The sequence below is a fragment of the Natrinema sp. HArc-T2 genome (assembly GCF_041821085.1).
Classification (GTDB): domain Archaea; phylum Halobacteriota; class Halobacteria; order Halobacteriales; family Natrialbaceae; genus Natrinema.
Window position 1 is genome coordinate 165601 of record NZ_JBGUAZ010000005.1, and the last position, 23746, is coordinate 189346.

Consider the following 23746-nt stretch of genomic DNA (forward strand, 5'->3'; position numbering starts at 1 on the left):
CGCCCATCACTGCCGCTCGAGAAACCCAGTCACCACAGCCCGCTCGGCCTTACGCAGCAGTTCTCCAGCCGTACTCGAGGCACACTCGAGAATCCCCGCGACATCCGCAACGGTGCCATCACGGGGAACTTCGTAATAGCCGACCGAGACGGCTGCCTCGAGTGCGGCCCGCTGGCGATCAGTCAGCGCCGACGGCGTGGATCGGCGTTCGAACTCGTGGACCTGCTCGACGGTGACCGCGCCGAGTTCGGAGAGGTTCTCGTAGAACGTGCTGAGCGCTGCCGGTTCGCCGACCGCCTCGAACTGCACCTCGCCAGTCTCGAGAAAGATGACGGGCGGGAGGAAGATCACCGCTGCATCCGCGATCGTCTCGAGAATGGCCGGCGCAAACTCGTAGTCGGCCTGGCGGAGAAACACGCAGGTGCCATCGGAGACATCGACGGCGGTGTGTACGAGCAGTGAGTCGAGCCCGGCGACGAGCTGTTCGGTTGCCGCTCGGTCGCCATCACACCAGAACAACGTCGTCGCATCGTCCGTTGGACTCCACATCAGTAACTCGGCTCGAGCGAGCGGCGTCGACTCCATGAGCCGTCGCTGAAGCGGATGCACGAACCGGTCTGGATAGGTGACCGCGAACTGAACGCGTTTCATCCCGCCGATAGCCGCCGTTTGGTCGAGCGACATATCAATCAGGGTGATCCGTCACCCGTGTCTCGCCAGCACGTCGGGGCCGCTTTGCAGGAGCGTCTGCAGGTGATCTGCCTCGTCAAGAACTCGTAACGTTGCGGTCGGGAGCTGCGCTGTGAGCCGTCGAACGCCGTCGATCGGGACGTTCGTGTCGTTCTCGCCGTGCCAAAAGCACACGTCGGTCTCGAGGTCGGCCAGATCAACCCTCCAGTCGGACACCGTATTGCGGAAGTCGGTGACGGCACCGTTCCGGTGTCGGGCGAACGCGGTGACGAAATCCGCCTGCACGATCGCCGCGGCGTCGTCCGGGATCGACTCAGCGCCCCCAGCTGCTGTGTACTGGGAGACGACGACCGATGGATCGAGCCGGGCGGCGAGCCACGCCTGGCCGCGAAAGAGGCCGCGAAGCACGGTGGGTACCCTCGTCGCCAGGCCTGCGAGCAGCTGCTGTGTCGCGGGTTGGTCCTCGATGACATCGGGTGGCACAGCCCCCGAAACGATATCGACGCGGGTGACACGATCCGGTCGCGTCACAGCAGTCGCGAGTGCGTGTGGCCCACCACCGGAAAAGGCGACGAGGCCGGCGCGCTCGATGTTTGCGTCGTCAAGGACGGCACTGACGACCGTCCCGGCGTCACGCAACGAGCGTGACGGCCACGGTGTCGAGTGGCCATAGCCGGGTCGCTCGAGCGCGAGTAATCGAATCCCTTGTTCCCGTGCGACCGTCTCGAAGAGCGCTCCCAGTCGGTGAGAGCCGGGTGTCCCGTGTAGAAAGACGACCGGAACGCCATCCGGACGCCCGTATCGGGTGTAGGCGAGGTGGCGACCTTCGTCCAGCGACGTCGTCGTCAACTGACGACTATCCCGGACTGGTTCCCGGTGAGACGGATCGGCGGCCAACTGTGACATTACCCGTCGGTACTCACCGCTATCGTGAGTGAGTGCTGCCGGATCAATGCGGGAATTTATATAAGAACAGTGGCGACCGGGGAGCGACGACCGACCACGTTCTCTGGCAGTCGCACCTGCAGAGCCAAGTCGAGAGCGATCGACTCCAGTCGCCCGATGAACCATATGTGTCGAACCCGTACCGAAGACTACAGATGGCATCCGACTGGCGCGACGCAATCGAGACCCAGCGCGAACAGAAGGACCAGTACTTCGGCGAGCATCCACACTCGCCACTCTCACCGGACGAACGCGAGTCGTTCGACGGCCTCGAGTACTATCCCATCGACGAGGACTACCGGTTCGAACTCTCCCTCGAGGAGTACGACGACCCAGAGCGGATCACCGTCGGGACGAGTACGGACGGCGAACAGGAGTACCTCGAGTGGGGTGAGTTCCAGTTTACTGTCGACGGCGAGGACGTGACGCTACAGGCCTACAAGTCCGAGCCCGATGATGACCGGCTGTGGGTGCCCTTCCGCGACGCGACCAGCGGCGACAAGACTTACGGGGCCGGTCGGTATCTCGATCTCGAGGTCGACAGCCACCGAACGAGCGACGGCGACTGGATTCTCGATTTCAACGAGGCATACAACCCGACGTGTGCGTACTCGGATCAGTACGAGTGTCCGCTCCCGCCGATGGAAAACTGGCTCGAAGTGCCGATCGAAGCCGGCGAGAAGAACTACGGGGACCACTGATACGGTCTGCTGTAACGATTGTCTGCCAACCTACACGGCGGGTCAGGGGCCGGGCTGACCGACAGCAACCTGTCGGGTCTGGTTATGGTTAGCCAGGCAGGAACAAGTTGAGAAACGCAACCACGATCCCTGCCAGCCCCATCCGGACGCCAGCGACGATCCAGTTCTGTTTCGAGATCGAGCCGAGATACGCCCCGAACGTAAACAGGACGGTCACGCCGATGCCGACCGACACCAGCGTCGCCTCGAGCAGCGAAAAGAAGACGTTGTGTGCGAGAAACGGCAATAACGGTAGGATAATGCCGATCAACGGGCCGATGCCGCTCGCGACCGCATTGACCTTTCTGGCCCCCGTTCGCCGTTGCTGCAGTTCCGTATCCGCGAGATCGGTCAGCATGGCCCGTTCGATCCGCAGTAGTTCGGCCTGTTTCTCGGCGCGTTCGATCTCCCAGACGCTCCAGACGCCGGAGGTTCCCAGTCCGACGGCCGCGCCGAGCCCGATGGTCACGACGGTAAGTCCGTCGTCGATCCCCGACAGGTACGCGCCGACGACGACCCCGATAGCCGTCAGCGTTCCGTCGAAGCCGTTCGAGATGAAGTACCGGCGCGAGATCGACCTGACATCTTCGTCCTCGAGCAGGGTGCGGAGAGAAGTCACGGATCGAAACTATCAGGGGTCCTGTGGTGTTTCGTGGTCGTCGACCATGCGCGTTCCGCAGACGACAGCGTCGATCGAGTGGACGGTGCCGCCGAGGTCGGCGATAGCATCTTCGACAGCGACTGCGTCGATGTCCTCACCCTCGAGCGTTACCTTGAGATTCTGAACGATGCGATCGGTTTCGATCAGCGCCACGTTGACGCCGGCGATTCCCTCCCGGTCAGCGACGGTCTGGGCAAACTCGAGAATGTCGGGGTCGTGTGGCTTCATCACGTCGAGAACGAGCCGTCGTATCGGGGCTGCCATGCTGTACCAGTCTCGCTCGATGCCCTTAGTGACGTGGGCCGAGGCGATCGGCGGCCAGCCGACGGAACCGGAACGGACTGCCCCAGCGACAGTGAAGGCGCATGACAGATCGCCTCGAGAGAGCTATTGTTCGGAGAGAAGTGGTGTTTACGGACGTCAGCGTCGTATTTTATACAGGGTGAATGATAATGGCAGACACTGTAGCGGACCATCCGACTGGTATCGATTCCGATCACGACTGGCGCGTCCCAGCCGGCGGTGGCGTCTTGCTGGTCGTCCTCGGCGTGCTCGCGATCCTGTTCCCGTTCGTCACCGGCGTGTCGGTATCGCTGCTCCTCGGTGCATTGCTCGTGATCGGCGGCTTCGCCCACGTGGCCCACGCGTTCTCGGTACCCGGTTGGACTGGCAGTCTGGTCCAGTTGCTCCTCGCGGTGATTTACGTCATCGCAGGGATCAGCCTGCTGGCGAATCCGGTGCTTGGACTGACGACGCTGACGCTGCTCGTGATCGCGTACCTGTTCGTCGCGGGGATCTTCGAGATCGTCGCCGGGCTGAGCATGCCACGTGAAGCCAACGGGCTGTGGATCGCCGTCAGCGGCGTGATCGGACTCCTGCTGGCCGGCTTGCTCTGGGCCGGCTGGCCGTCGACCGCACTGTGGGCGATCGGCGTGTTACTCGGCGTCAACCTGGTCGTCAGCGGCGTCGCGTTGCTGTCTGTCGGCTCAGCCGAGCGGCGCGTCATCAGCGACGAATCGGCCACTGCGGCGTGACTCGCTCGTCAACCGTTTTTGTGGCACCGCCCGACTCGTCCAGCTCGACCGGCGCGAACGACCGCTCCGCGCGGGGCGCACTGATCGCCACCGCACTCGTCGAGGTCCCTGTCGTCGGGGGAATCGGTTCGGACTCCAGGCCGATGACGAATCCGATCCGAACGGCAACGTTCTGACCGGTCGTTTCTTCGAGACGCCGATCGAGGCGGTCCGCGATATCCGGTGGAACAACTGCATCACTCGGCCGTCCGACGATGACCGAGACGGTCGGGTGGTCTCTGAGAAGGATATCTTGGGAGTCGTAGTCAACTTCGACGCTCTCGAGTTCGTACTCCGAGAGCTCGGGCTGGTCGAAGAACTGCTCCGTTTCGGCGGTCGCCTGGCGCTCGAACGTCGACGTCTGGTAGGACCCGTACGTGACCAGTCCGAGCACGACCGACAGCCCGACCAGCGCGACGACGAGCACCGCGACGCGCTTGAGTACCGAGGCGCGCACAGCGCCATGTTTATCCGTCACCTCGGGCCGGTACCCGCTGAACCAGAAGATCACCAGCGCAGAGAGGTTGATCGCCAGGAGATTGACCAACACCAACACTGAGGCGCTCCCGGTCACCCCGGGATGTTCCCACGCGATGCCGAGTCCTGCCGTCGCCGCGGGAGGGATGAGCGCGACCGCGATCGCGACGCCCACGAGCGTCGACCCGGAGCCACGCGAGACGCTGATCGCGCCGGCGATTCCTGAGCCGAACGCGATAAACAGCGAGAGGAAGCCGGGACTCGTCCGCTCTGCGACCTGTGGAATCGTCCGGATATCGGTTCCGGGCGGGACGATTACCGTCCCCTTGAGTAGCCATCCGAGCACAGCTGCGACGGCGATCGCAAGCAGGAGGCCGGTGACCTGCAGCGCGACGCCTCGGGCCGCCAGCTCGCGATCCGCCAGGACGCTGCCGGCGCTCGCGGTGATCGCCGGTCCCATCAGCGGTGCGACGACCATCGCGCCGATGATCGTCGCCGAGGAGTTGAGCAACAACCCTCCTGTGGCGATGACGGTACTGAGCACGATGAACGCGAAATACGTCGCGAGTTCCGGTGCGAGACCCTCTGCGTTCGCCTTCAATTCATCGCGCGAGAGTCGGTCCCCGGGATAGAGCGCCTGCAGCGCCTGTATTCGAGTCGAGACGACAGTCTCGGTCGGCAATACGATGGTGTACGCACTCTCGCTGACGCCGGCGGCACGCAGGTTGTCGAGGACTGGTTCGACGCCGGTCGGTGGCACCGGGAACTGCACCATTGCTTCGAATTCGCCTCGGCCCGTTTCCTCGAAGATAGCGTAGTCGAGTTCCTGTTCGTCCAATGCCGCTATGACCGAATCGCGGTTCCCCTCCGGAATCAACACCTGCACGAGCCGCATAGGGACGATACGACGAACGCACGTATAAAACATAATCGAGATAACACAACTCTCGACCGAGGGCGAGCAGAGCGACGCGTAGAAATCATTCCGTGTCGATTTCAGTACAAGAAACTCTCGCCCTTGTTTGCCAGTCGCCGATCCGGACACATCTCGGCGTCGAGTGTCCCAAACTCAGTGGAGAACACTCACTGGGGCTGTCGAGAGGCACGTTCCAGACTATCGACGAGCCGTGACTGTAACACGGCGTTGATCGGAATCAGGAGCACCCAGGTGAGAACGGCCAACATCGGATCGACGGCCGCAACGCCGATCGAGAGGATGAATACCAGTGGCGAGGCGAGAAACCGGGCTTCCTGAATGAGTGCGATCCGAGACGTGAGCCCTTCCTCTACGAGCTCTTTCCGTGACGCGTAGCCCCACAGGAGCGCGAGACTGAATCCGGTCAGTGCCAGCACGCCCGCGTAGACTGAGATCCCGAACTGATTCGGATAGGTGGTGAACAGACTCGTCCCGTACGGAACGAACGCAACCATCAGCAAAAATAAAAGATTGAGCCAGAGAAGGCCTCGATCGTGCTGTTCGATGTAGACGAAGACGTGACGGTGAAGCATCCAGTAGAGCCCGATAACCAGAAAGCTCAGCGCGTAGCCGACGAACTCGTCCCACTGCTCGAGCACGAGCTCCGGGAGGACCGACAGCGAACTGCCCGCCGGGACGGTCGGGACCGTAATTTCGAGCACTAACAGCGTGATCGCGATCGCGATCACACCGTCGCTCAGCGCAATGAGTCGATCCGTTTCGTCGGCGTCTCGGCGAAAGAGATGCTCCATAGCGGACAGTACGGCGTCGATCGACATAGCTACTGGATGCCACCGACTGCCCGGCATCTGACCGGCTCGATGCCGAGCCGCTCGAGTTCGACGACCGATGTCCGAACGACGTGATTCGAATCACGACTCGCGTGTTACAGCGCTGTGCTCCGGACAGCAGTGGTCGTCCAGCCGTTCTAAACCGTGCTCAGTCCTGCATGCGCTTGACGAGGACGGCAACCCCAAGATACCCCGGCAGACAAACAGCGAGGACAACGGCGATAAGACCCCAGTCAGCCACGTCGAGTGGCACCGTCCCGAAATACTCGGAGAGTGGGGTATACAGCACCGAGAGGTGCAGCAGAATCGAAACCACGACGGACGCCGTGAGCCACCCGTTCGACAGTATCGGCGTCTCGCGCAGCCATCGGATGACGTAGAGTCCGACGAGTTCGAGGAAGACGAAGCCGGTGAATACGAGCGTCATCGTGCGCGGAGTGACGGTGGGCGCTCCCTCGAGGGTGTAGAACATGAGCGCGAGGAGGACGATCGTGGTCACGGCACCCATGCCGCCGATCATGACGAACATCGGGCGACCGATGATCCCCTGCTCGCGGTCGCGTGGCGACCGGTCCATCACGTCTTCGCTTTTCGGATCCGACCCGAGCGCCAGCGCCGGCAGCCCGTCGGTCACTAGATTAATCCACAGCAACTGCACTGCAGGTAGGATGAGATAGCCGTACAGCGATGCGATGAAGACGAGCGCCACCTCGCCGACGTTCGCACTGAGGAGGTAGGCGACGAACTTCCAGATGTTGTCGAAGATCGTTCGCCCGCGCTCGATCGCGCGCTCGATCGTTGCGTAGTTGTCGTCGAGCAAGACCATATCCGAGGCCTGTCTGGCGACGTCCGTCCCGCGGATTCCCATCGCAACGCCGATATCGGCGTTTTTTAGCGCCGGCGCGTCGTTGACGCCGTCGCCGGTCATCGCCACGTTGTGGCCCCGGTCCTGCAGCGCCCGCAGGATTCGAACCTTGTGTTCCGGCGACGTGCGCGCGAACACATCGACAGCCTCGACGCGCTCGCGCAATCGGTCAGCATCTAGGTCCTCGATCTCCCGACCTTCGAGCACTTCAGAGCCGATCCCGAGTTCGCTGGCGATCGCACCGGCTGTGCGGACGTTGTCGCCGGTGACCATCTTCACGTCGATGCCGGCGTGTTCCGTCGCTGCGATCGCATCGGCAACCTCCGCTCGCGGTGGGTCGATCATGCCAGCCAGTCCGACGAACGTCAGCCCGTCCGCGAGGTCGTCGGGACCGGCTGGGTCCTCGCGGTAAGCCATCGCTAGCACGCGCAATGCGTCATCACCGAACTCGCGAACTGTCGTCTCGATCCGGTCGCGACGCTCATCGGTCAGCGCCACCGGACCATCGGCGGTCAGAATTCGGTCGCAGTGGTCGACAACGACCTCCGGCGCACCTTTGATGTAGCCGACGTCGTCGTGAACCGTCCCCATCCACTTTCGATCCGAGGAGAACGGCACCTCGCCGGTTCGGGGGTGCTCGGTTCGGAGCTCCTCGAGATCGAGCCCGCGACGGTCGGCCGCCTCGAGCAAGGCCTGTTCGGTCGGGTCGCCTTCCTCGAGCGTCGCGTCGTTACAGAGCGCGCCGATTCGCAAGAGCAGGGCTTTGCGGTCGGCGAGTTGCTCGTCCTCTGTCTCGCCGTCGACGTCGAGGACCGCGTCGTTGACCCAGAGCCTGCTGACAGTCATCTGCCCTTTCGTGAGCGTCCCGGTCTTGTCCGTACAGACGACGTCGACAGCACCCAGCGCTTCCACTGCCGGGAGTCGACGGACGAGCGCGTTCTCGTCGGACATCCGCCGGACACCGAGTGCGAGCGCGAGCGTGACCACCGCTGGCAATCCCTCCGGAATGGCGGCGACAGCAAGCGAGACGGCTGTGAGCGCAGCCTGAACGGGGTCAGTTCCGCGCAGGAGCAACAGCGGGGCGACCAGCGCGGAGAGAGCGAGGACGCCGACACCGAGCGTGCGACCCAGCCGATCGAGTTCGGTCTGTAACGGCGTCTCCGTCTCCTCGGTCGTGGCGAGTTCGCGGGCGATCGCACCGACCGCCGTCTCCATCCCCGTCTCGGTAATGACGGCCACACCCTTGCCGCGAGTGACGTTCGTCCCCTTGTAGACCATACTCGTCCGCTCCGCGATCGGCGTCCCCGACTCGACCGGCGCGGTCGACTTCGAGACCGGCACGCTTTCGCCGGTCAGTGCCGCTTCGTCGACCTGGAGGTCGGTCTCCTCGAGCAACCGACCGTCGGCAGGGACGACATCGCCGCCGCGCAAGACGACGATGTCGCCGGGAACGATCTCCTGAGCATCGATATCGACCACCTCGCCGTCTCGGCGGACGGTAGCCGTCGGCGCGGCCATCTCGCGCAGCGACTCGAGGCTCCGCTCAGCCCGGTAATCCTGAACGAAACCGAAGATGCCGTTCGCGATGACGATAATCCCAATCAGAACCGCGTCGACAGTGTGACCCGCCCAGACCGAGAGCACAGCCGCCACGATCAGCACCCAGATCAGGACGCTGTCGAACTGGGCGACGAAAATGTCGACCGGCGTCCGCCCCCCGCCTTCGACGATATCGTTCGCGCCGTATTCCTCCCGTCGCCGGCGCACCTCGTCGCTCGTCAGCCCGTTGGGGTTCGACTCGAGAGTCTCGAGAACGCGCGACCACGGCTGCTCATGTGGCGGGTCAGCCATCGCCACGGTATTCCAGCGCGAACCCTATAGGCGTACCCCGGATCCCCGGGGCACCGGTTGAGACGGTCGAAGCGGGCACCCGCGACTCGATTCGCGTCCGATGGCAAAACCGATAGTGACAAGCGGGTGTTCCATCACTGACGAGCCACGAACGAATGGACGCCCTCGAGATCAGTCTCCGCCTGGTTGCCGGCATCGGGCTCATTCTCGCGAACGCCTTCTTCGTCGCGATCGAATTCGCACTCACGCGCGTCCGACAGTACCCCGAATCGACGTTCGACGAGCCAGGCCTTCGCCGCGCATGGGAAATGACCGACGACCTCGAGATCTATCTCACGAGCTGTCAGGTCGGGATCAGCGCGACGAGCATCGCCGTCGGTATCGTCGCCGAACCGGCGCTCGCGACGATCATCGGGTCGGTCTTCGCGAACACCGCACTCGCATCTGCAGGTGCCGGTGCGATCCTCGCGTTCGTCATCATCAACCTCCTCCATCTCACGCACGGCGAACAGACGCCGACCTACCTCGGCGTCGAGCGAACGAAGTTCGTCGCCAGATACGGGGCGACGCCGCTATACTGGTTCGCGTGGCTGCTCTCGCCCGTGATCTGGTTCGGCGACGCCGTCGCGAAGTGGACGCTCCGACGCTTCGACATCGAGATGACCGGCGCCTGGCTCGAGACCGAAACCGAGATTATCGAAACGCGTGCGGATCTCCGCAACCGACTCACGTCGGTCCTCGAGCGGGGCGACCTTCCCGAAGACCGCCGAGAGGAAATCCTCAACGCGTTTACCGTCGGCGACCGCCCGGTCGAAGCCGAGATGACCCCCGTCGAGGACGTGGTGTTCCTCTCGACTGACGCATCGGTCGAGGAAAACATCGACCGGATCGGCTCGAGCCCGCACACGCGGTTTCCGCTGATCGACGGCACGCCCGAAGCGTTCGTCGGGATCGTCTACGCGCCGACGGTCGTCGACCGGATCGACGAGCTTCGGGCCGGCGACGTGACGTTCGAGGACCTCGCGACGCCGCCGATGACGCTTCCTGCCGAGACACACGTCAGCGACGCGATCGACGACCTCCAGGCTGCGAATCAGGAACTCGCACTCGTCGAAGCCGACGGCGACATCGTCGGGCTACTGACGGCGACGGACGCTCTCGAGGCGCTGGTCGGCGCGTTTGAGGATCCGCTCGACGTCAACGATATTTAAAACAGGTCGTGAGAACGGATCGACCACGAACCGACCGCGTCTCGTCGGTCAGTCACCTATGCTCGAGACGAGTCACACCAGCGAGCGACACTGCGAACCGACCGGCGATCGAGTTACCGACCTCGATCAGTCGCCAGCGAGCGATTCCTGGCTGGCGGCACAGTTGTTCGGGCCGAGCTCGAGTTCGAAGGCTTCGTCGTCGTCAGCCTCCTGCTGGCCGAGGTTCGTCGGAATGATGTCCTCGTAGTTGGCCGGTCGCGGGGGCATATCCGAGAGGATGAGCTCGACGAAGTCGTCTTCGTCCATCGTGAGCGCGTCCATCTCGTCGACGAGCTGGCCGATCGGCGCGGTGTAGGTGCCGTCGGCGGCGGGTTCAGCGGCGTCGCTGAAGTGGGCGCCACCGATCAGCGTCTCGTCGGACAGGGAGAGCACGCGCTCCTGCAGGCTCTCGTAAAGTTGGGACGCGGCCTCGGGTGCGCCGTCGTCACCCTCTTCCAAGTCGGGCCGAGCGACGCTCTCGATGAACAGGCCGTCACCGGTCGCCAGCAGCGAGTCGTCGACCAGGTACGAGGTCATCCCGGAGGTGTGCCCGGGCGTGTAAACAGTCTCGATCGTGGCGTCGCCGACCGGGAACTCGTCGCCGTCCTCGGCCAGGGTTACGTCGTCGGCGTAGGTGACGCCACGCTGGACCGACGCTTCGGGGATGACACCCTCGACACCGACGGCATCGAGTGCACGCACGCCGGAGATGTGGTCGGCGTGGATGTGCGTATCGATCGCGTACTGCAGGTCGACACCGAGCTCGTCGGCGTCGTTGAGGTACCGGTCCGTGAACGCGCGTAGCGGATCGATGACTGCGGCCTCGTCGCCGTCGACGACGAGGTAGCCCAGACAGCCCGAGGAGGGGCGCTGGTACTGGTAGAGCGTGCCCGCGCCGTCGTACTCGGACACTTCGACGCGTTCGTAAATGCGTGCCCAGCCGTTCATTCCCTCCGCGAGCTGGTTTGCGTCGTAGCCACGGTCTTTGAGCGTGGCCGCGACGAACTCGCTCGAGCCACCTTTCGCACAGAGGACCGTCACTTCACGGTCGTCGGGAATCTGTGCAAGAACGTCCTCGTCGAGCTCGTCCTCGAGGAACTCGAAGTACGGGATGTTGATCGACTCGACGCTGTCGCCGTCGATGTGCCACTCCTCGTACTCCGATTCCGCACGCACGTCGAGGAGCGTCACGTCCTCGCCTGCGTCGATGCTTGCTTTGAGTTCGCTGGGAGAGACCGATTCGACCTCGACATCTGGGGTTGGGAAGTCCATGTCGTCCATTGTGTACACCGACGAGTACTGGCCCGTTTCACATAAAGCTTTGCATAGTCGTTCGGTTATCGCACAATACAGCTGCGCCAGTAAGGCCACCAAACCCAGGTTAAGGACACATAGATTGGTTGCGGCGCGCACGTGGTGTTACAGTTGTTTGCATACTCTGCAAGAACCGATGGGCTTTTCAAACCGTAACCAATATTGTGGGATAGCTCCAAGATAGAGCACAGCAAAACCATGAGTTCGGAATATCAGATCGCGGAGACGCTCGACGTGAAAGGTGCATCGTGTCCCATGCCGGTTGTCCAAACGAAGTCCGCCATTGACGACCTCGCTGAGGGCGAGATCCTCGAAGTAGTCGCGACGGACTCGGGCAGCATGAGCGACCTCGACGGTTGGGCAACCGGTACAGACGGCGTCGAGCTGCTCGAGCAGGTCGAGGACGGCGACGTCTACAAACACTACGTGGAAAAGACGGCCTAAGCGGCGCGACGGGGATGTCACTGCTGTCGATGCCGCCGGTGTCGCGATGCCGTCGGTGCCGTACCGAACAGTTCCGCGTGCGCCTGCGCGAGACGGACACTCGGACACCCGTCTCGAAGGCGACGTTTGATGGGCCTCGGCACAGAACCCAGATGTGATGACCGCCGACGATCGGTACAAGCTGTTCGGTGTCTACGTCTCAGAGGACGTCTTTGACGCACTCGCCGACTACCTGTACGAGGCAGCCGGCGTCGTCGACTACGAGAGCTACTTCGATCCGTCTGAGTCGACAATCCCCGTGGGTGATCCGGGTGCGGACGCGACCGACAGGCTCGTCTCGGACCTCGTCACCGAGTTCGCCGACCTCTACGACGAGGCGGCTTTCGAGACCGCTCGCGAGGTTGATTCCGACGCGTTCGTCCTCGCAGATCTCGCTGCCGATCCACAGACGGTCGCAAACGCCCGCGAACGCTTTCAGGCGGCTGCAACGATTCAGGAGGCCGACCTGCGGACGGTCCAGACCGCGATCCTGTCGGCGTACCTCTCACGGACGAACGCACGCGAAGGTGGGTACTAACACTCCAAAACCCCGATCGTCACCGGTCGCAGGGTCGTGAACGAGACAGGCAGCCGCGCCTTGAGTATCGGGTCGTCGTCTGTGAAGACGATGCCGAGCGGTAGACAACCACTGTCGTTCGACAATCGCACCCAAAGGACTACTTCTGTCCGGCCCCTCTGTTCGACCGAACACGAGCCACCAGTCGGTACGGTATCGCGTCCAGATAGTCCTCGAGCGTTCCGACATGATCGACCCAGTTACCGGCAGTCGGCTACAGTTCGCACTCACGACGATCGTCCACATTATCTTCCCCGTGATGAGTATGGGGCTCGCCCCGTTTCTCGTCTACTTCACGTGGAAGGAGCTTCGCACCGGGAAGGCCATCTACGAGCAGTTACGTCGGTTCTGGACCCGGATCTTCGCCGTCAGCTTCGTCGTCGGCACCGTGACGGGGATCGTCCTCGAGTTCGAGTTTGGCACCAACTTCGCGGCGTTTTCGACGACCGCCGGTGAGCTGTTCGGCGGCCCGCTCGCGCTCGAGGGGATGATGGCGTTCATGCTCGAGGCGACGTTTCTGGGGATTTTCGTCTTCGGCCGCGAGCGCGTCGGGAACGCCCTCTACATGATTTCTGCGGTCGCCGTCGCCCTCGGAACCTGGCTGTCGGCGGTCTGGATCCTGATCGCCAACTCCTGGATGCAGACCCCACGCGGCTACGAACTGGCCTCTGAGAACGGCCAACCGATCGTCCAGCTGGTCGATCCGATCGCGGCCTACGCGAATCCCCGGTTCCCGTGGATGTTCGTCCACATGCAAAACGCCGCCGTCGAATCCGTCGCGTTGTTTATGGCTGGCCTCGGAGCCTACTTCGTCTTCAGACACCACGTCTGGGGGTATCCGGTCGAGAACGTCGACTTCTGGGAGACGACGCTCAAGTTCGGCCTCATCGCGCTGTTGATCACCGCGCCGTTGCAGGTGTTCCACGGCGACCTGTACGCACGCCACGTCTTCGAGACCCAGCCACAGAAGTTCGCCGCGATGGAGGCCGTCTGGGAAACCGACTCCTACGTCCCCGAGTACATCGTCGCGTTCCCGACGAGTATCCAAGATCTGCTCGATCCGCGGGCCAAGGAGATCTTCGGTATCGGCATCCCCGGCGGGGCATCGTGGCTCGCCAGCGGCGGCGACCCACAGGCGACGATTCAGGGCCTCGAGCAGTTCCCCGGTCCCCAGCCGCCCGTCGCGCTCGTCTTCTGGTCGTTCCGGATCATGGTCGCACTCGGCTTCTGGTTTATTCTGCTCGCCGTCTGGGGCGGCTACCGCTGGTGGCGAGGTGAGTTGCTCGAGGACGATCTCCTTCACAAGGCGCTGATGGCCTCGGCGCCGCTTGGCATCCTCGCAGTCGAGTTGGGCTGGGTCGTCACGGAAGTCGGTCGCCAGCCGTGGGTGATTCAGGGCGTCTTGCAGACGAACGACGCCGTTTCCCCAGGGCTGACGGGTGGCGAGGCGACGATAACGCTCGTCGGGTTCGCAGTCGTCTATCTCGGACTACTCGCGCTCTATACATACGTCATCGCTCGTCTCATCCGGGCCGGTCCGCCCGACGGGGAAGACCTCGCGGTGCGAGAGAAACCGGAGACGCCCACCTCGGAGGTAAGCGTCGATGACTGACACCGGGACGCTCGCGAGCGGGCCGCTGTTCGGGCTGCCGCTGGCAGACCTGTGGTTCGGTCTGGTGTTTTTCATCTTCGCGATGTTTCTGTTTCTCGATGGGTTCGACTTTGGGGTCGGTGCACTGTTCGCAACGCGGGCTGCCAACGACGAACGCGAGCAGTTGCTGGCCGCGATCGGACCGTTCTGGGACGGCAACGAGGTGTGGCTCGTCGTCTTCGGCGGTGCCATGTTCGCGGCCTTTCCGCCCGTCTACGCCAATCTCTTTAGCCGGTACTACCTGCTAATGTTCGCGATTTTGGGCGCACTCATCATCCGAGGGCTTGCACCGGAGATGTACGAACAGCGCCACGACGACGCGTGGCAGCGCTGGTGGGGACGCGCGTTCGTCGTCGGTAGCCTCACCGCCCCGTTCTTTCTTGGGATGTTTACGGCGAACTGGCTCCTCGGTGCGACGGCGATCCTGACGTTGCCGGGTGTCGTCGTCGGACTGGCTGTCGTCGCACTGACCGTCGTCGACGGCGTAGCCTTCCTTCGATTGAAGACGCGGGGTGACCTGCGTGCCGACCTCCAAACGGACGGCTATCGCGCACTCGGTGCGTATCTCGTCCTGCTCGTGCTATCACTTGGCACTATCTACGCGACGGCGCCCGACCTGCGACCGGCGTTGCGTTCCATCCCGGTTGTCGGGCTCGTCGTCGTGACACTCGTCCTCGCCGGCGTCTACGCCGCGGCGACACGGGTGGATCGCTACTACGTCGCGTTTGCAAGCGCCGCCGGGCTCGTCTTCGCGCTGGTCAGCGTCGTCGCAGGGCTGATGTATCCCGAAATCGATCGCGCCAGCGGACTGACAGTCGAGACGGCCATCGTCTCGACGCTCCCGCTCAATCTCATGTCCATCGGAGCCGCGATCTTGCTCCCACTCGTCTTCGTCTACTTCGGCGTCCTTTACATCGCGTTCAGCGGGCCAATCGAAGCGGGTGAGTCGTACTGATGGTGCTCGAGGACGACGACCGCCGTCCCGACGACAGCGACCACCACGTTCGCGACGCGGACACAGCCGATCGATCCGAACGCCGGTCGCCGACCGACTCAGAAACGTCGCAGTCGTCACCGCCCCGGCTCGGATCTCGGATTTTGGTCACGTGGCTCGAGCTCACCGTCGTCGGCATCCTGGGCGGCATTCTCGGTGTGTCGATCGGCGGCCCGCCCGGCTTCGTGATCTATCTGCTGACGACCCTACTGACCGTCGCCATCGTCTTTCACAACGTCAACGAACTCGTCAAGGAATGGCTCCGGACGGAACGGCACGGTCGATCACTCGAATAGTTCGTCTGTTACGGCTGACGTAGCTGCACACAGCGTGGAGCGACAGAAAAAGTTCGACTGGGGAGAGCAAGAGCGGTACCTCGGACCGCATACCGGACGACGAGTGTCCGTCCCGGTCTCACTCCCGCGTATTACTGAGATTCCGCATCTCTCCCGAACAGTTCGCACAGACAGCTTGATGGTGTGCGTTCATTCGTGCTCCACACACCATACATTCGTACAGATTTTTCCGTATCTGTTTAGTTGATCCCATAGGAACCACAGTTATAGGACTACGTAAACACAGATAAAGGCTGCGTCAATTGTCCTGTCAGGTTACGTTGACCGCCAGCGGCCACAAGCGGGGTAGTTCGAGCCGACAGCAGGGCCAGACACGGTATGTCGTGATCTGGAGGGACGGCCCTGCGATCGGTCGCAAGGTGAAACCACGGAAGCCGCCGATCATATTGGAACGTTGATAGCTGCGAGGGATTATGCTACTGGTCGTGGGACCGACGAGTGACACGGTCTGCTGTCACGAGTTACCATGCAACCGCAGCTCACTGACAGCAGGCCGTACGAGCTACCCATGCCAGTGCAAAATCTCGCACGAAGCGACATCGTCACCGCCGCGCCAGACGAATCGATTCAGGAACTCGCAACGACGATGCAAGACGAAGGTGTCGGCTGTGTTGTGATTACCGACGACGGCACGCCGGTCGGGATCGTGACCGATCGCGATCTGGTGGTGCGACTTCTCGCGTCCGGAACCGATCCGAACGAGGTCCTCGCCGAAGACGTGATGTCGGAAGACCTGTGTACGATCGAAGATCGAGCGGGCTTCTACCACGCCACCGAACTGATGAGCGAACACGGCGTCCGACGGCTTCCCGTGACGGACTCGGACGGCACTCTGACGGGCATCATCACGATCGACGATCTCAACGAACTCCTCGCGGACGAACAACAGGAGCTCGCGGGTGTCATCCGGAAACAGCGACCGCCGTACTGAGTGTGTGTCGTGCTCAGTTGGCTGATTTACCCACCCCAATGACTCCTGCCATACCGGCACATCGGCAGTGATATCGACACCCGTATGGTTCGTGTCGACATATCATAGTGACCGATATACTCAAAGGGTTGTGTCGCCTGTAATGTAACACAATGATGCTGCCAACGCACGTGCTCGTCGGGCTGGCGCTTGCACTCCCCGTCGCGGTCGCCGCCCCTGAGCACGCCGACATCACGCTCACGGCAGGGCTACTCGGTGGCCTCATTCCGGATCTGGATATGTACATCGGCCACCGGAAGACGCTGCACTATCCGGTCTACTACTCGGCACTCGCCGCCGTGGCAGCACCGGTTGCCGTGATCGTCCCAACGACGCTGACGATCGCCGCAGCGATAGGGCTCCTCGGCGCGGCAGCTCACAGCGTGATGGATGTCTTCGGCGGCGGACTCGAGCTCCGGCCCTGGGAAGCGACCTCGAGCCGGGCCGTCTACAACCATTACCACGACCGATGGCTCGCGCCGCGGCGGTGGATCCGGTACGACGGCGCACCCGAGGATCTGGTCCTCTCGATCGCCGTCGCTGGCCCGCTGCTGTTCGCGCTCGAGGGCACGCTCCGCGTGATCGTCGGCGCGGCTGTGGTGGTCGCAATCGTCTATACCGCCGTGCGACGGCTGCTCCCGGCGATCGCCGAGGTGCTGATCGCGGGCTATCTGCTGCAGGCGATTCCGGACCACATGCTGGCGCGGCTGCCCGCACGGTACATCCCTGATCACATCGACTGATCGCCGGCGGCATCGATCGAACGATGCACGGACGTGATTTCTGTCGGAAGTCTTATCAGATCTGGCTGTAATCTGTGAGCAAACACATGCAGACGTCGGTAGCGACAGAGGCCGAACGTGGAATTCGATATTCGCTTCTCGCCGTGGTCGCCGTCGGGTACCGGCGGCGGGACCCGGGAGCGATCGTCAACGCACTCATCGCGCTTGTGGCGACGTATCTCCCCGGTCACTTCGAGCGTCGATACGACGTGACCTTTCGACCGTGGCAACGCGTGTATCTCAACAGCGCGATGCTCACCCACGCCATCGGTATGCTCGGTCCCTACGACGACGTCTGGTGGTGGGATCATATGACACACACCCACTCGGCGACGCTGCTCGGCGGTCTCACCTTCGCGGCGGCCCGTCGAAACGATCGGGAACCCCACACTCGAGTCATCGGCGTCGTCACCTGCGCCGGCGTCCTGTGGGAGATCGGCGAGTACGTCATCCACGCGACGGCGAACCAGCTTGGGTACGAACCGCTACTCGTCTCCTACGGAAAAGTCGACACCGCCCTCGATCTCGTATTCGACCTCGTCGGCGCAGTGTTGGTGGTCATCCTCGGTGATGCTTTCCTCGAGAACCTGACGGAGGCCGACGAGTAGCGCGTACGCCCCGCAGCGGCGTGATGTCTATATCTCCCGCACGTACGAATACGAATCCGAGAGCGCTTCGGCGTCCTCACGGAGCAAGGCGACGACGAGACAATCGGCATACTCTTCGAGATACTCGACGAGGGCGGCGATCCGATCCGAGTCGATCGCCTCGAGCGAATCGAGCAGCATGAACGGAACGACATCGTAGACATCGTGAACCAGATAGCCGGCGAGTGCAAAGACGAGACCCGTGACCTCGCGTTCGCTCTCGGAGAGGTGATCGATAGTGTCCTCGTAGCTCGTTCCGTCCGCGGTTGAGCGGACGATATGCAGATCGAACGTCGTTTTCGTGACCGTCCGACGACCCTCACGGACCGTCTTCTCGCGGCGGTCGATCCAGATGCGGTCGAGGTTCTCGTACTCGAGTAGCGAGAGAATCGAGTCCATGTGCTCGTTGAACGCGTCGACGGCGGTTTCCTCGAGCCGGTCGACGCGGGTCCGACACTCGGTGAGTTTTGCGTCGATCGTCTCGCGCCGCTCCTCGAGGTCGTTTTTGTCTGCGAGTGTGGCCTCGATCTCGTCGATTCGGGTCTGCACCTCGTCACGTTTGGCCTCGAGAGTCTCGCGTTCGAGTTCGAGGCGATTCAGTTCGCGGTGGGTCTCGATGACGTCGCTATACTTGGCGTTCTCGAACGTTTCGGCGTCTGATTCGAGGTCGTCGATACGAGCTCGCTGCTCGTCGCGTTCGGCTTCGAGGTCCTCGATGCGTTGCTGTCGGCGCTCGAGATCGTCCTCGATTGCCGAGAGCCGCGTTTCGAGCTCGCCCCGTCGTTGCGACCGCTCGCGAAGCTCCTTCCGGCGTGTCGTGAGGTCATCGATCTGCGTCTGTAAGTCGCGTCGCTCGTCGAGTTTGTGCTGCCGCAGCGACCGGAGGCGCTCGAGCGTCGACTCGATTCGGCCGCGGTCGACGCGCGAACCACACGTCCAGCAGACGACGTCGTCGGCGAGCAGTTGCTCGGTGATGTCGCCGTCAGTTTCGGCCTCCGAGTCGGCTGCTTCCTCGAGAGCGAGGTCGACGCCGTCGTCCCCGAGTCGAGCCTCATTGAATCGGATCACACTCTGGAGTTCGCTGACGGTCGTATCGAGCGACCGCTTGCGAGTTCGAAGCTCCTGAATCCGTCCCTCGAGTCGGTCCGGCGAGTCGTGCTCGTCGTCGAGGGCGGCCAGTTCCGCCTGCAGGTCGTCGCGTTCGGCCTCGAGTTCGGCGTAGCTCTCTCGCTCGGTCTCGAGGTCGTACTCGATGGACTCGAGTTCAGTTCGTGCCGCCTGCAGGTCGGCAAACGCCGACTCGATTGCGTCTTTCCGAGCGTGGCTCGCCTCGATGTCGAGTTCGAACTCGTCGAGGTCGGTTTCGAGGGCGGTGATCCGGTCGGTTATCGACTCGATCTCGTCGTCGAGGGCGGTTCGTTCTTCTTCGAGCCCGGGGAGTTCAGTTTCGAGCTGTGCGAGTTGCTCGAGCCGGTCGTCGAGGTCGCGTTTTTCGGCCTCGAGGGATTCGATTTCGGCCTCGATCTCGTCCGTATCGATCGGTCGCATGATGAGCTCGCGGAGGTCGTCGCCGTTTCTGACGGCGCGGCGTGCTTCGTTGGACTCGAGTTGGAAGGCAAAGAGATCAGCCAGTTCCGGATCGTCGAGGTAGGGCTCGCCGTCGAAAACGACCTCGCCGTTTCGCCGCTCGAGCACGCGCGTGTACTGCTGGCCGTCGAGTGTCAGTTCGACTCGACCAGCGTCTGCGTCACCTTTTAGCGAGGGGTGGCGGCTTCCCAGCGCTGCCATGATCGTCTGGAGAAACGACGTTCGGTTCGTCGCGTTCCGGCCAGTCAGCACGTTGACGCCAGGAGTGAGTATTACCGATGTACTGTCGATACCGCCGATATTCTCCGCCAGAACGGTAATCGAGGAGGAGACTGACGCTGGAGATGACACGATCGTTGGTTCTCGCCGGCCAATATAAATGTTATTTGGTTACAGGTACCGCTTGCCGTCTCGGACGGATGTCTAGCAGCGAGTTCCGGGAGGAGACCGTCTCATGCTACGAGCCGTCGGCACCCTCACAGTCACAGCCACCCTGCTCGAGGAGTGACGCGATCGGGTAATCGGCCCCACAGTTGCCACAGATCGTCCGGACGTCGACGAACACCTCGTAGTCTCGCTCCGCGATCTCTCCTGCCTTCCCTAGTTCCTCGAGCGTGGATTCGGTGACGACTTGCGTTCGACCGGCGAGTCGCTGGACGGTCTCGGTCTTTCGCTCGAGTCGGTCGTCGGTGTCCGCTTCGGGAAGCGATGCATCGCGGACGTCCGTCAGGTACGTATAGATCGTTTGATGCGTGACGAAGTCCGACCTGACCGCATCGATATCGACGCCCGTTCGTTCCAGTTCACGGCGCTTTCTGACCGCGTCGGACCGAGACACGTCGTCGTCTGTCAACGTCCGATAGAGTGTTTCGATGTCGGACTCGACCATCGAGCCGCCAGCATCACGGACGGCTGCTCGAAGGACGGCCCTGTTGAGTTCGGCTGCGAGATCGCGAAGACTCGTTCGCTCCGTCCCGTCGCCGACCCACTTCGCCTCGAGACGGGCCCCCCACGACTCGAGGTCGTACTCGTCTATCACGCGCTCGACTTTGGTTCGACGGCGGCTACTCGAGTCGTCAGCCATACCGAATGCCAGTGATGCCCATCGTACAAATGTTGTGGTTATAGTAACAACTGAAACTGTTTACGCACTGATCGCATCGTCCGCGGTTCTCGCTCGCGGTGCTCGCTCCGAACCGCGCTTCCCTCGTGCGATCAGGTGTGCACTGACGTTCAGTGGCTCCTATAGGTGCCCGTCACAGCCGTTCCGAGCCGGCAAAGCCGAACGAACGGTCGCTGGCCGATGACCCGGTCGAACGGCGAGACACGCGACGAGCCCCGGTCCAGTCACAGGGCGGTATCGACGCGATCGGAGTTTTGCTGACGCATTTTTCGGTTAGCGGAACATTCGACTACAACCGTACACTTTTGTCGGTGCAGTGGCGACACACGGGCATACAAATGGACGACGACGCGCTCGAGTACCATGAAAGCGACCCGCCGGGGAAGATCGAAATCGCGACGACGAAGCCGACGAACACGCAGCGTGACCTCTCGCTTGCGTACTCGCCGGGCGTTGCCGCACCGTGTCTCGAGATCGACGACGACGAGTCCGCCGCCTATCAGTACACGACGAAGGGCAATCTCGTCGGCGTCATCTCGAACGGCTCAGCCGTGCTCGGCCTCGGCGATATCGGTGCACAGGCGTCGAAACCCGTCATGGAAGGCAAAGGCGTCCTGTTCAAGCGCTTCGCCGACATCGACGTCTTCGACATCGAACTCGCCCACGACGACACCGACGCGTTCGTCGAGTCGGTCGCCGCGATGGAGCCGACATTCGGCGGGATCAATCTCGAGGACATCGCAGCGCCCGAGTGTTTCGCCATCGAGGAGCGACTCCGCGAGCGCCTGTCGATCCCCGTCTTCCACGACGACCAGCACGGCACCGCCATCATCAGCGGGGCTGCGCTACTCAACGCCGTCGAAATCTCGGGGAAAGACCTCGCTGACCTCGAGGTGACGTTCGCGGGGGCGGGCGCGGCTGCAGTCGCGACAGCGCGATTCTACGTCTCACTGGGCGTCAGACAGGAGAACATCACGATGTGCGATATCGACGGAATCTTGACGACCAAGCGGGCCGAAGCCGGTGATCTCAACCCGTACAATAGAGCGTTCACACAGGACCGTCCCGACGGCGACCTCGCGGACGCAATGGTCGGCGCGGACGCGTTCGTCGGCCTCTCGGCTGGCGGCATCGTCGATCAGGAGATGGTCCGGTCGATGGCCGACGACCCGATCATCTTCGCGATGGCCAACCCCGACCCAGAGATCGGCTACGAGGCAGCCAAAACGGCCCGCGACGACACAGTCATCATGGCCACCGGTCGGTCGGATTACCCCAATCAGGTCAACAACGTCCTCGGCTTCCCGTTCATTTTCCGTGGCGCACTCGACGTCCGCGCCACCGAGATCAACGAGGAAATGAAGGTCGCAGCGGCGAGAGCACTGGCCGATCTCGCGAAACAGGACGTGCCCGACGCAGTCGTCAAAGCCTACGGCGACGAGCCGCTGCAGTTCGGCCCCGACTACATCATCCCGAAGCCACTCGACGCGCGTGTCCTCTTCGAAGTTGCTCCCGCGGTCGCCCGCGCAGCGATCGAGTCAGGCGCGGCCCGCGTTGACCTCGACATCGACCAATACGTCGAACGACTCGAGGCCCGACTCGGGAAATCCCGCGAGATGATGCGTGTCGTCCTCAACAAAGCCAAATCCGATCCGAAACGGATCGCGCTGGCGGAGGGAACCGACGAGACGATCATCCGTGCGGCCTCGCAAATGATCGACCGCGGCATCGCAAAGCCAGTTCTGATCGGCGACGAAACCGCGATCTGCGAGACGATCGCAGATCTCGGGCTCGAGTTCGAGCCCGACGTGGTCGATCCAACGAGCGGCGAGTATACAGCCTACGCCGAGCATCTCTACGAGCGCCGGAAGCGAAACGGCATCACCCACCGCGAGGCTACGTCGCTGATCCGCGACGATACCAACTACTTCGGGAGCGTCATGGTCGATCGTGGCGACGCCGACGCGATGTTGACAGGGCTGACGAACCACTATCCATCGGCGCTGCGCCCACCGCTGCAGGTGATCGGCACTGCCGACGACGCCGACTACGCAGCCGGCGTCTACATGCTGACGTTCAAGAACCGGGTGGTCTTCGTCGCCGACGCGACGGTCAATCAGGCCCCCGACGAAGATGTCCTCGAGGAGGTCACCCGCCATACGGCCGAGTTGGCTCGCCGGTTCGACATCGAGCCACGCGCGGCGTTGCTCTCGTATTCGGATTTCGGCAGCGTCGACAACGAGGGAACCCGCAAACCCCGCGAAGCCGCTCGCCGACTGCGCGAGGACCCGTCAATCGAGTTCCCCGTCGACGGTGAGATGCAGGCCGACACCGCCGTCCTCGAGGAGATGCTGACCGGAACCTACGAGTTTGCCGACCTCGAAAAGCCGGCGAACGTGCTGGTCTTCCCGAACCTCGAGGCAGGGAACATCGGCTACAAGTTGCTTCAGCGGCTGGGTGGGGCCGACGCGACCGGCCCGATGCTCGTTGGCATGGACAAGCCGGTTCACGTCCTCCAGCGTGGCGACGAAGTCAAAGACATCGTGAACCTCGCAGCCGTCGCAACCGTCGATGCACAAAGCGACAGTTCCTGACCGACGAACCCACTCCGTCAGGTCGAAAGCCACTCGCGTGTCGATGTGAGCAGTCATCGTCGACGGATCCAACGGTGGTTGCCGCTCGACGCCTCGTTTCGGCGTGGTAGCGTCAGGCACGAGCTGTTCGGAAGGCAGCGGTCAATTACACGGATAGGGATGTAATTCTGCGCGGTGTATCCGAACACCATGCGGGACAGAACTGCGACAGCTGTGCTGATGGAGCCGACGGAGCCAAACCGCGATGTGGATGTCTGCTACTACGCGAGACAGAAGAGTTGTCTAGTTCCGATAATAGATAAAATACTGAGAAGTAGTAACTCATATTACTCAGGGTTTCGTTACGAAG

Annotated in this window: 23 protein-coding genes; 12 read left to right on the plus strand and 11 right to left on the minus strand. The window is 62.6% G+C overall.

Features of this window, described 5'->3' with window-relative positions:
* Nucleotides 1–6: 6 nt before the first annotated feature.
* Nucleotides 7–684 carry a helix-turn-helix domain-containing protein gene (locus ACERI1_RS13530; RefSeq protein WP_373618788.1) on the minus strand — a complete coding sequence of 226 codons (678 nt, stop codon included), beginning with the start codon at nt 682–684 and terminating at the stop codon, nt 7–9.
* An 18-nt stretch (nt 685–702) separates the two neighbouring features.
* Complete coding sequence (locus tag ACERI1_RS13535) at nt 703–1596, minus strand: alpha/beta fold hydrolase (RefSeq protein WP_373618790.1); 894 nt, start codon at nt 1594–1596, stop codon at nt 703–705.
* Between the two features lie 194 nt (nt 1597–1790).
* On the opposite strand from ACERI1_RS13535, the gene ACERI1_RS13540 reads away from it, so the two are divergent.
* Nucleotides 1791–2336 (plus strand): DUF1684 domain-containing protein, encoded by a 546-nt coding sequence (locus ACERI1_RS13540; protein ID WP_373618792.1) that lies wholly within the window; start codon nt 1791–1793, stop codon nt 2334–2336.
* 88 nt (nt 2337–2424) lie between these two features.
* Here ACERI1_RS13540 and ACERI1_RS13545 read toward each other — a convergent pair whose 3' ends face one another.
* Nucleotides 2425–2994 carry a VIT1/CCC1 transporter family protein gene (locus tag ACERI1_RS13545; RefSeq protein ID WP_373618794.1) on the minus strand — a complete coding sequence of 190 codons (570 nt, stop codon included), beginning with the start codon at nt 2992–2994 and terminating at the stop codon, nt 2425–2427.
* Between the two features lie 12 nt (nt 2995–3006).
* Complete coding sequence (locus tag ACERI1_RS13550; protein WP_373618796.1) at nt 3007–3300, minus strand: DUF211 domain-containing protein; 294 nt, start codon at nt 3298–3300, stop codon at nt 3007–3009.
* Nucleotides 3301–3488: 188 nt separating this feature from the next.
* Here ACERI1_RS13550 and ACERI1_RS13555 point away from each other — a divergent pair, with 188 nt between their 5' ends.
* Entirely contained in the window at nt 3489–4070 is a 582-nt protein-coding gene (locus ACERI1_RS13555; RefSeq protein ID WP_373618797.1) for an HdeD family acid-resistance protein, read from the plus strand.
* Here ACERI1_RS13555 and ACERI1_RS13560 read toward each other — a convergent pair.
* From ACERI1_RS13560 to ACERI1_RS13570, 3 genes are all read right to left on the minus strand, one after another.
* Nucleotides 4042–5481 carry a TIGR00341 family protein gene (locus tag ACERI1_RS13560; RefSeq protein ID WP_373618799.1) on the minus strand — a complete coding sequence of 480 codons (1440 nt, stop codon included), beginning with the start codon at nt 5479–5481 and terminating at the stop codon, nt 4042–4044. The genes ACERI1_RS13555 and ACERI1_RS13560 overlap by 29 nt on opposite strands.
* Before the next feature lie 188 nt (nt 5482–5669).
* Entirely contained in the window at nt 5670–6314 is a 645-nt protein-coding gene (locus tag ACERI1_RS13565; RefSeq protein WP_373618801.1) for a TMEM175 family protein, read from the minus strand.
* A 187-nt stretch (nt 6315–6501) separates the two neighbouring features.
* Nucleotides 6502–9069 (minus strand): calcium-translocating P-type ATPase, PMCA-type, encoded by a 2568-nt coding sequence (locus ACERI1_RS13570; protein WP_373618802.1) that lies wholly within the window; start codon nt 9067–9069, stop codon nt 6502–6504.
* Between the two features lie 155 nt (nt 9070–9224).
* On the opposite strand from ACERI1_RS13570, the gene ACERI1_RS13575 reads away from it, so the two are divergent.
* Nucleotides 9225–10280, plus strand: coding sequence for a CNNM domain-containing protein (locus tag ACERI1_RS13575; RefSeq protein WP_373618803.1), 1056 nt, complete (start codon nt 9225–9227; stop codon nt 10278–10280).
* Nucleotides 10281–10406: 126 nt separating this feature from the next.
* Here ACERI1_RS13575 and ACERI1_RS13580 read toward each other — a convergent pair whose 3' ends face one another.
* The gene (locus ACERI1_RS13580) at nt 10407–11600 is read right to left on the minus strand and encodes an MBL fold metallo-hydrolase (protein ID WP_373618805.1); all 1194 of its coding nucleotides are present in this window, start codon (nt 11598–11600) and stop codon (nt 10407–10409) included.
* Nucleotides 11601–11831: 231 nt separating this feature from the next.
* Between ACERI1_RS13580 and ACERI1_RS13585 the strand changes: the two genes are divergently transcribed.
* From ACERI1_RS13585 to ACERI1_RS13605, 5 genes are all read left to right on the plus strand, one after another.
* Nucleotides 11832–12077 carry a sulfurtransferase TusA family protein gene (locus ACERI1_RS13585; RefSeq protein WP_373618806.1) on the plus strand — a complete coding sequence of 82 codons (246 nt, stop codon included), beginning with the start codon at nt 11832–11834 and terminating at the stop codon, nt 12075–12077.
* A gap of 157 nt (nt 12078–12234) precedes the next feature.
* A complete protein-coding gene (locus ACERI1_RS13590; RefSeq protein ID WP_373618807.1) occupies nt 12235–12654 on the plus strand; it encodes a hypothetical protein in 420 nt (139 codons plus the stop codon).
* A 226-nt stretch (nt 12655–12880) separates the two neighbouring features.
* On the plus strand, nt 12881–14305 hold the full coding sequence (locus ACERI1_RS13595) for a cytochrome ubiquinol oxidase subunit I (RefSeq protein ID WP_373618808.1): 1425 nt from the start codon (nt 12881–12883) through the stop codon (nt 14303–14305).
* Nucleotides 14298–15299, plus strand: a complete 1002-nt coding sequence (gene cydB, locus ACERI1_RS13600; RefSeq protein WP_373618809.1) for a cytochrome d ubiquinol oxidase subunit II — start codon at nt 14298–14300, stop codon at nt 15297–15299. Before ACERI1_RS13595 ends, cydB begins: the two co-directional genes overlap by 8 nt.
* Nucleotides 15299–15634: a hypothetical protein gene (locus ACERI1_RS13605; protein WP_373618811.1), complete on the plus strand. Its 336-nt coding sequence runs from the start codon at nt 15299–15301 to the stop codon at nt 15632–15634. The genes cydB and ACERI1_RS13605 overlap by 1 nt, the downstream gene beginning before the upstream one ends.
* 118 nt (nt 15635–15752) lie before the next feature.
* Here the strand turns inward: ACERI1_RS13605 and ACERI1_RS13610 are convergent, their stop codons facing one another.
* On the minus strand, nt 15753–15887 hold the full coding sequence (locus tag ACERI1_RS13610) for a rubrerythrin-like domain-containing protein (protein WP_373618812.1): 135 nt from the start codon (nt 15885–15887) through the stop codon (nt 15753–15755).
* 315 nt (nt 15888–16202) lie between these two features.
* On the opposite strand from ACERI1_RS13610, the gene ACERI1_RS13615 reads away from it, so the two are divergent.
* From ACERI1_RS13615 to ACERI1_RS13625, 3 genes are all read left to right on the plus strand, one after another.
* Nucleotides 16203–16625, plus strand: coding sequence for a CBS domain-containing protein (locus ACERI1_RS13615; protein ID WP_373619015.1), 423 nt, complete (start codon nt 16203–16205; stop codon nt 16623–16625).
* 152 nt (nt 16626–16777) lie between these two features.
* A complete protein-coding gene (locus ACERI1_RS13620) occupies nt 16778–17407 on the plus strand; it encodes a metal-dependent hydrolase (protein ID WP_373618815.1) in 630 nt (209 codons plus the stop codon).
* Between the two features lie 86 nt (nt 17408–17493).
* Entirely contained in the window at nt 17494–18054 is a 561-nt protein-coding gene (locus tag ACERI1_RS13625) for a hypothetical protein (RefSeq protein ID WP_373618817.1), read from the plus strand.
* A gap of 27 nt (nt 18055–18081) precedes the next feature.
* Here the strand turns inward: ACERI1_RS13625 and ACERI1_RS13630 are convergent, their stop codons facing one another.
* Together ACERI1_RS13630 and rdfA are read right to left on the minus strand one after the other, a co-directional pair.
* Complete coding sequence (locus tag ACERI1_RS13630; RefSeq protein WP_373618818.1) at nt 18082–20031, minus strand: archaea-specific SMC-related protein; 1950 nt, start codon at nt 20029–20031, stop codon at nt 18082–18084.
* 106 nt (nt 20032–20137) lie between these two features.
* A complete protein-coding gene (gene rdfA, locus ACERI1_RS13635) occupies nt 20138–20764 on the minus strand; it encodes a rod-determining factor RdfA (RefSeq protein ID WP_373618819.1) in 627 nt (208 codons plus the stop codon).
* A 377-nt stretch (nt 20765–21141) separates the two neighbouring features.
* Between rdfA and ACERI1_RS13640 the strand changes: the two genes are divergently transcribed.
* The gene (locus tag ACERI1_RS13640) at nt 21142–23397 is read left to right on the plus strand and encodes an NADP-dependent malic enzyme (protein ID WP_373618821.1); all 2256 of its coding nucleotides are present in this window, start codon (nt 21142–21144) and stop codon (nt 23395–23397) included.
* Nucleotides 23398–23746 lie beyond the last annotated feature (349 nt).

What these genes read in the sequence shown, in the direction of transcription:
- ACERI1_RS13615 (WP_373619015.1), top strand. Translation starts at nt 16,203, where the DNA reads ATGCCAGTGCAAAATCTCGCACGAAGCGACATCGTCACCGCCGCGCCA.
- ACERI1_RS13550 (WP_373618796.1), bottom strand. Translation starts at nt 3,300, where the DNA reads ATGGCAGCCCCGATACGACGGCTCGTTCTCGACGTGATGAAGCCACAC.
- ACERI1_RS13540 (WP_373618792.1), top strand. Translation starts at nt 1,791, where the DNA reads ATGGCATCCGACTGGCGCGACGCAATCGAGACCCAGCGCGAACAGAAG.
- ACERI1_RS13570 (WP_373618802.1), bottom strand. Translation starts at nt 9,069, where the DNA reads ATGGCTGACCCGCCACATGAGCAGCCGTGGTCGCGCGTTCTCGAGACT.
- ACERI1_RS13625 (WP_373618817.1), top strand. Translation starts at nt 17,494, where the DNA reads ATGCAGACGTCGGTAGCGACAGAGGCCGAACGTGGAATTCGATATTCG.
- ACERI1_RS13580 (WP_373618805.1), bottom strand. Translation starts at nt 11,600, where the DNA reads ATGGACGACATGGACTTCCCAACCCCAGATGTCGAGGTCGAATCGGTC.
- ACERI1_RS13605 (WP_373618811.1), top strand. Translation starts at nt 15,299, where the DNA reads ATGGTGCTCGAGGACGACGACCGCCGTCCCGACGACAGCGACCACCAC.
- ACERI1_RS13565 (WP_373618801.1), bottom strand. Translation starts at nt 6,314, where the DNA reads ATGGAGCATCTCTTTCGCCGAGACGCCGACGAAACGGATCGACTCATT.
- ACERI1_RS13535 (WP_373618790.1), bottom strand. Translation starts at nt 1,596, where the DNA reads ATGTCACAGTTGGCCGCCGATCCGTCTCACCGGGAACCAGTCCGGGAT.
- ACERI1_RS13560 (WP_373618799.1), bottom strand. Translation starts at nt 5,481, where the DNA reads ATGCGGCTCGTGCAGGTGTTGATTCCGGAGGGGAACCGCGATTCGGTC.
- ACERI1_RS13530 (WP_373618788.1), bottom strand. Translation starts at nt 684, where the DNA reads ATGTCGCTCGACCAAACGGCGGCTATCGGCGGGATGAAACGCGTTCAG.
- ACERI1_RS13555 (WP_373618797.1), top strand. Translation starts at nt 3,489, where the DNA reads ATGGCAGACACTGTAGCGGACCATCCGACTGGTATCGATTCCGATCAC.
- ACERI1_RS13590 (WP_373618807.1), top strand. Translation starts at nt 12,235, where the DNA reads ATGACCGCCGACGATCGGTACAAGCTGTTCGGTGTCTACGTCTCAGAG.
- rdfA (WP_373618819.1), bottom strand. Translation starts at nt 20,764, where the DNA reads ATGGCTGACGACTCGAGTAGCCGCCGTCGAACCAAAGTCGAGCGCGTG.
- ACERI1_RS13575 (WP_373618803.1), top strand. Translation starts at nt 9,225, where the DNA reads ATGGACGCCCTCGAGATCAGTCTCCGCCTGGTTGCCGGCATCGGGCTC.
- ACERI1_RS13585 (WP_373618806.1), top strand. Translation starts at nt 11,832, where the DNA reads ATGAGTTCGGAATATCAGATCGCGGAGACGCTCGACGTGAAAGGTGCA.
- cydB (WP_373618809.1), top strand. Translation starts at nt 14,298, where the DNA reads ATGACTGACACCGGGACGCTCGCGAGCGGGCCGCTGTTCGGGCTGCCG.
- ACERI1_RS13620 (WP_373618815.1), top strand. Translation starts at nt 16,778, where the DNA reads ATGATGCTGCCAACGCACGTGCTCGTCGGGCTGGCGCTTGCACTCCCC.
- ACERI1_RS13640 (WP_373618821.1), top strand. Translation starts at nt 21,142, where the DNA reads ATGGACGACGACGCGCTCGAGTACCATGAAAGCGACCCGCCGGGGAAG.
- ACERI1_RS13595 (WP_373618808.1), top strand. Translation starts at nt 12,881, where the DNA reads ATGATCGACCCAGTTACCGGCAGTCGGCTACAGTTCGCACTCACGACG.
- ACERI1_RS13610 (WP_373618812.1), bottom strand. Translation starts at nt 15,887, where the DNA reads ATGGGATCAACTAAACAGATACGGAAAAATCTGTACGAATGTATGGTG.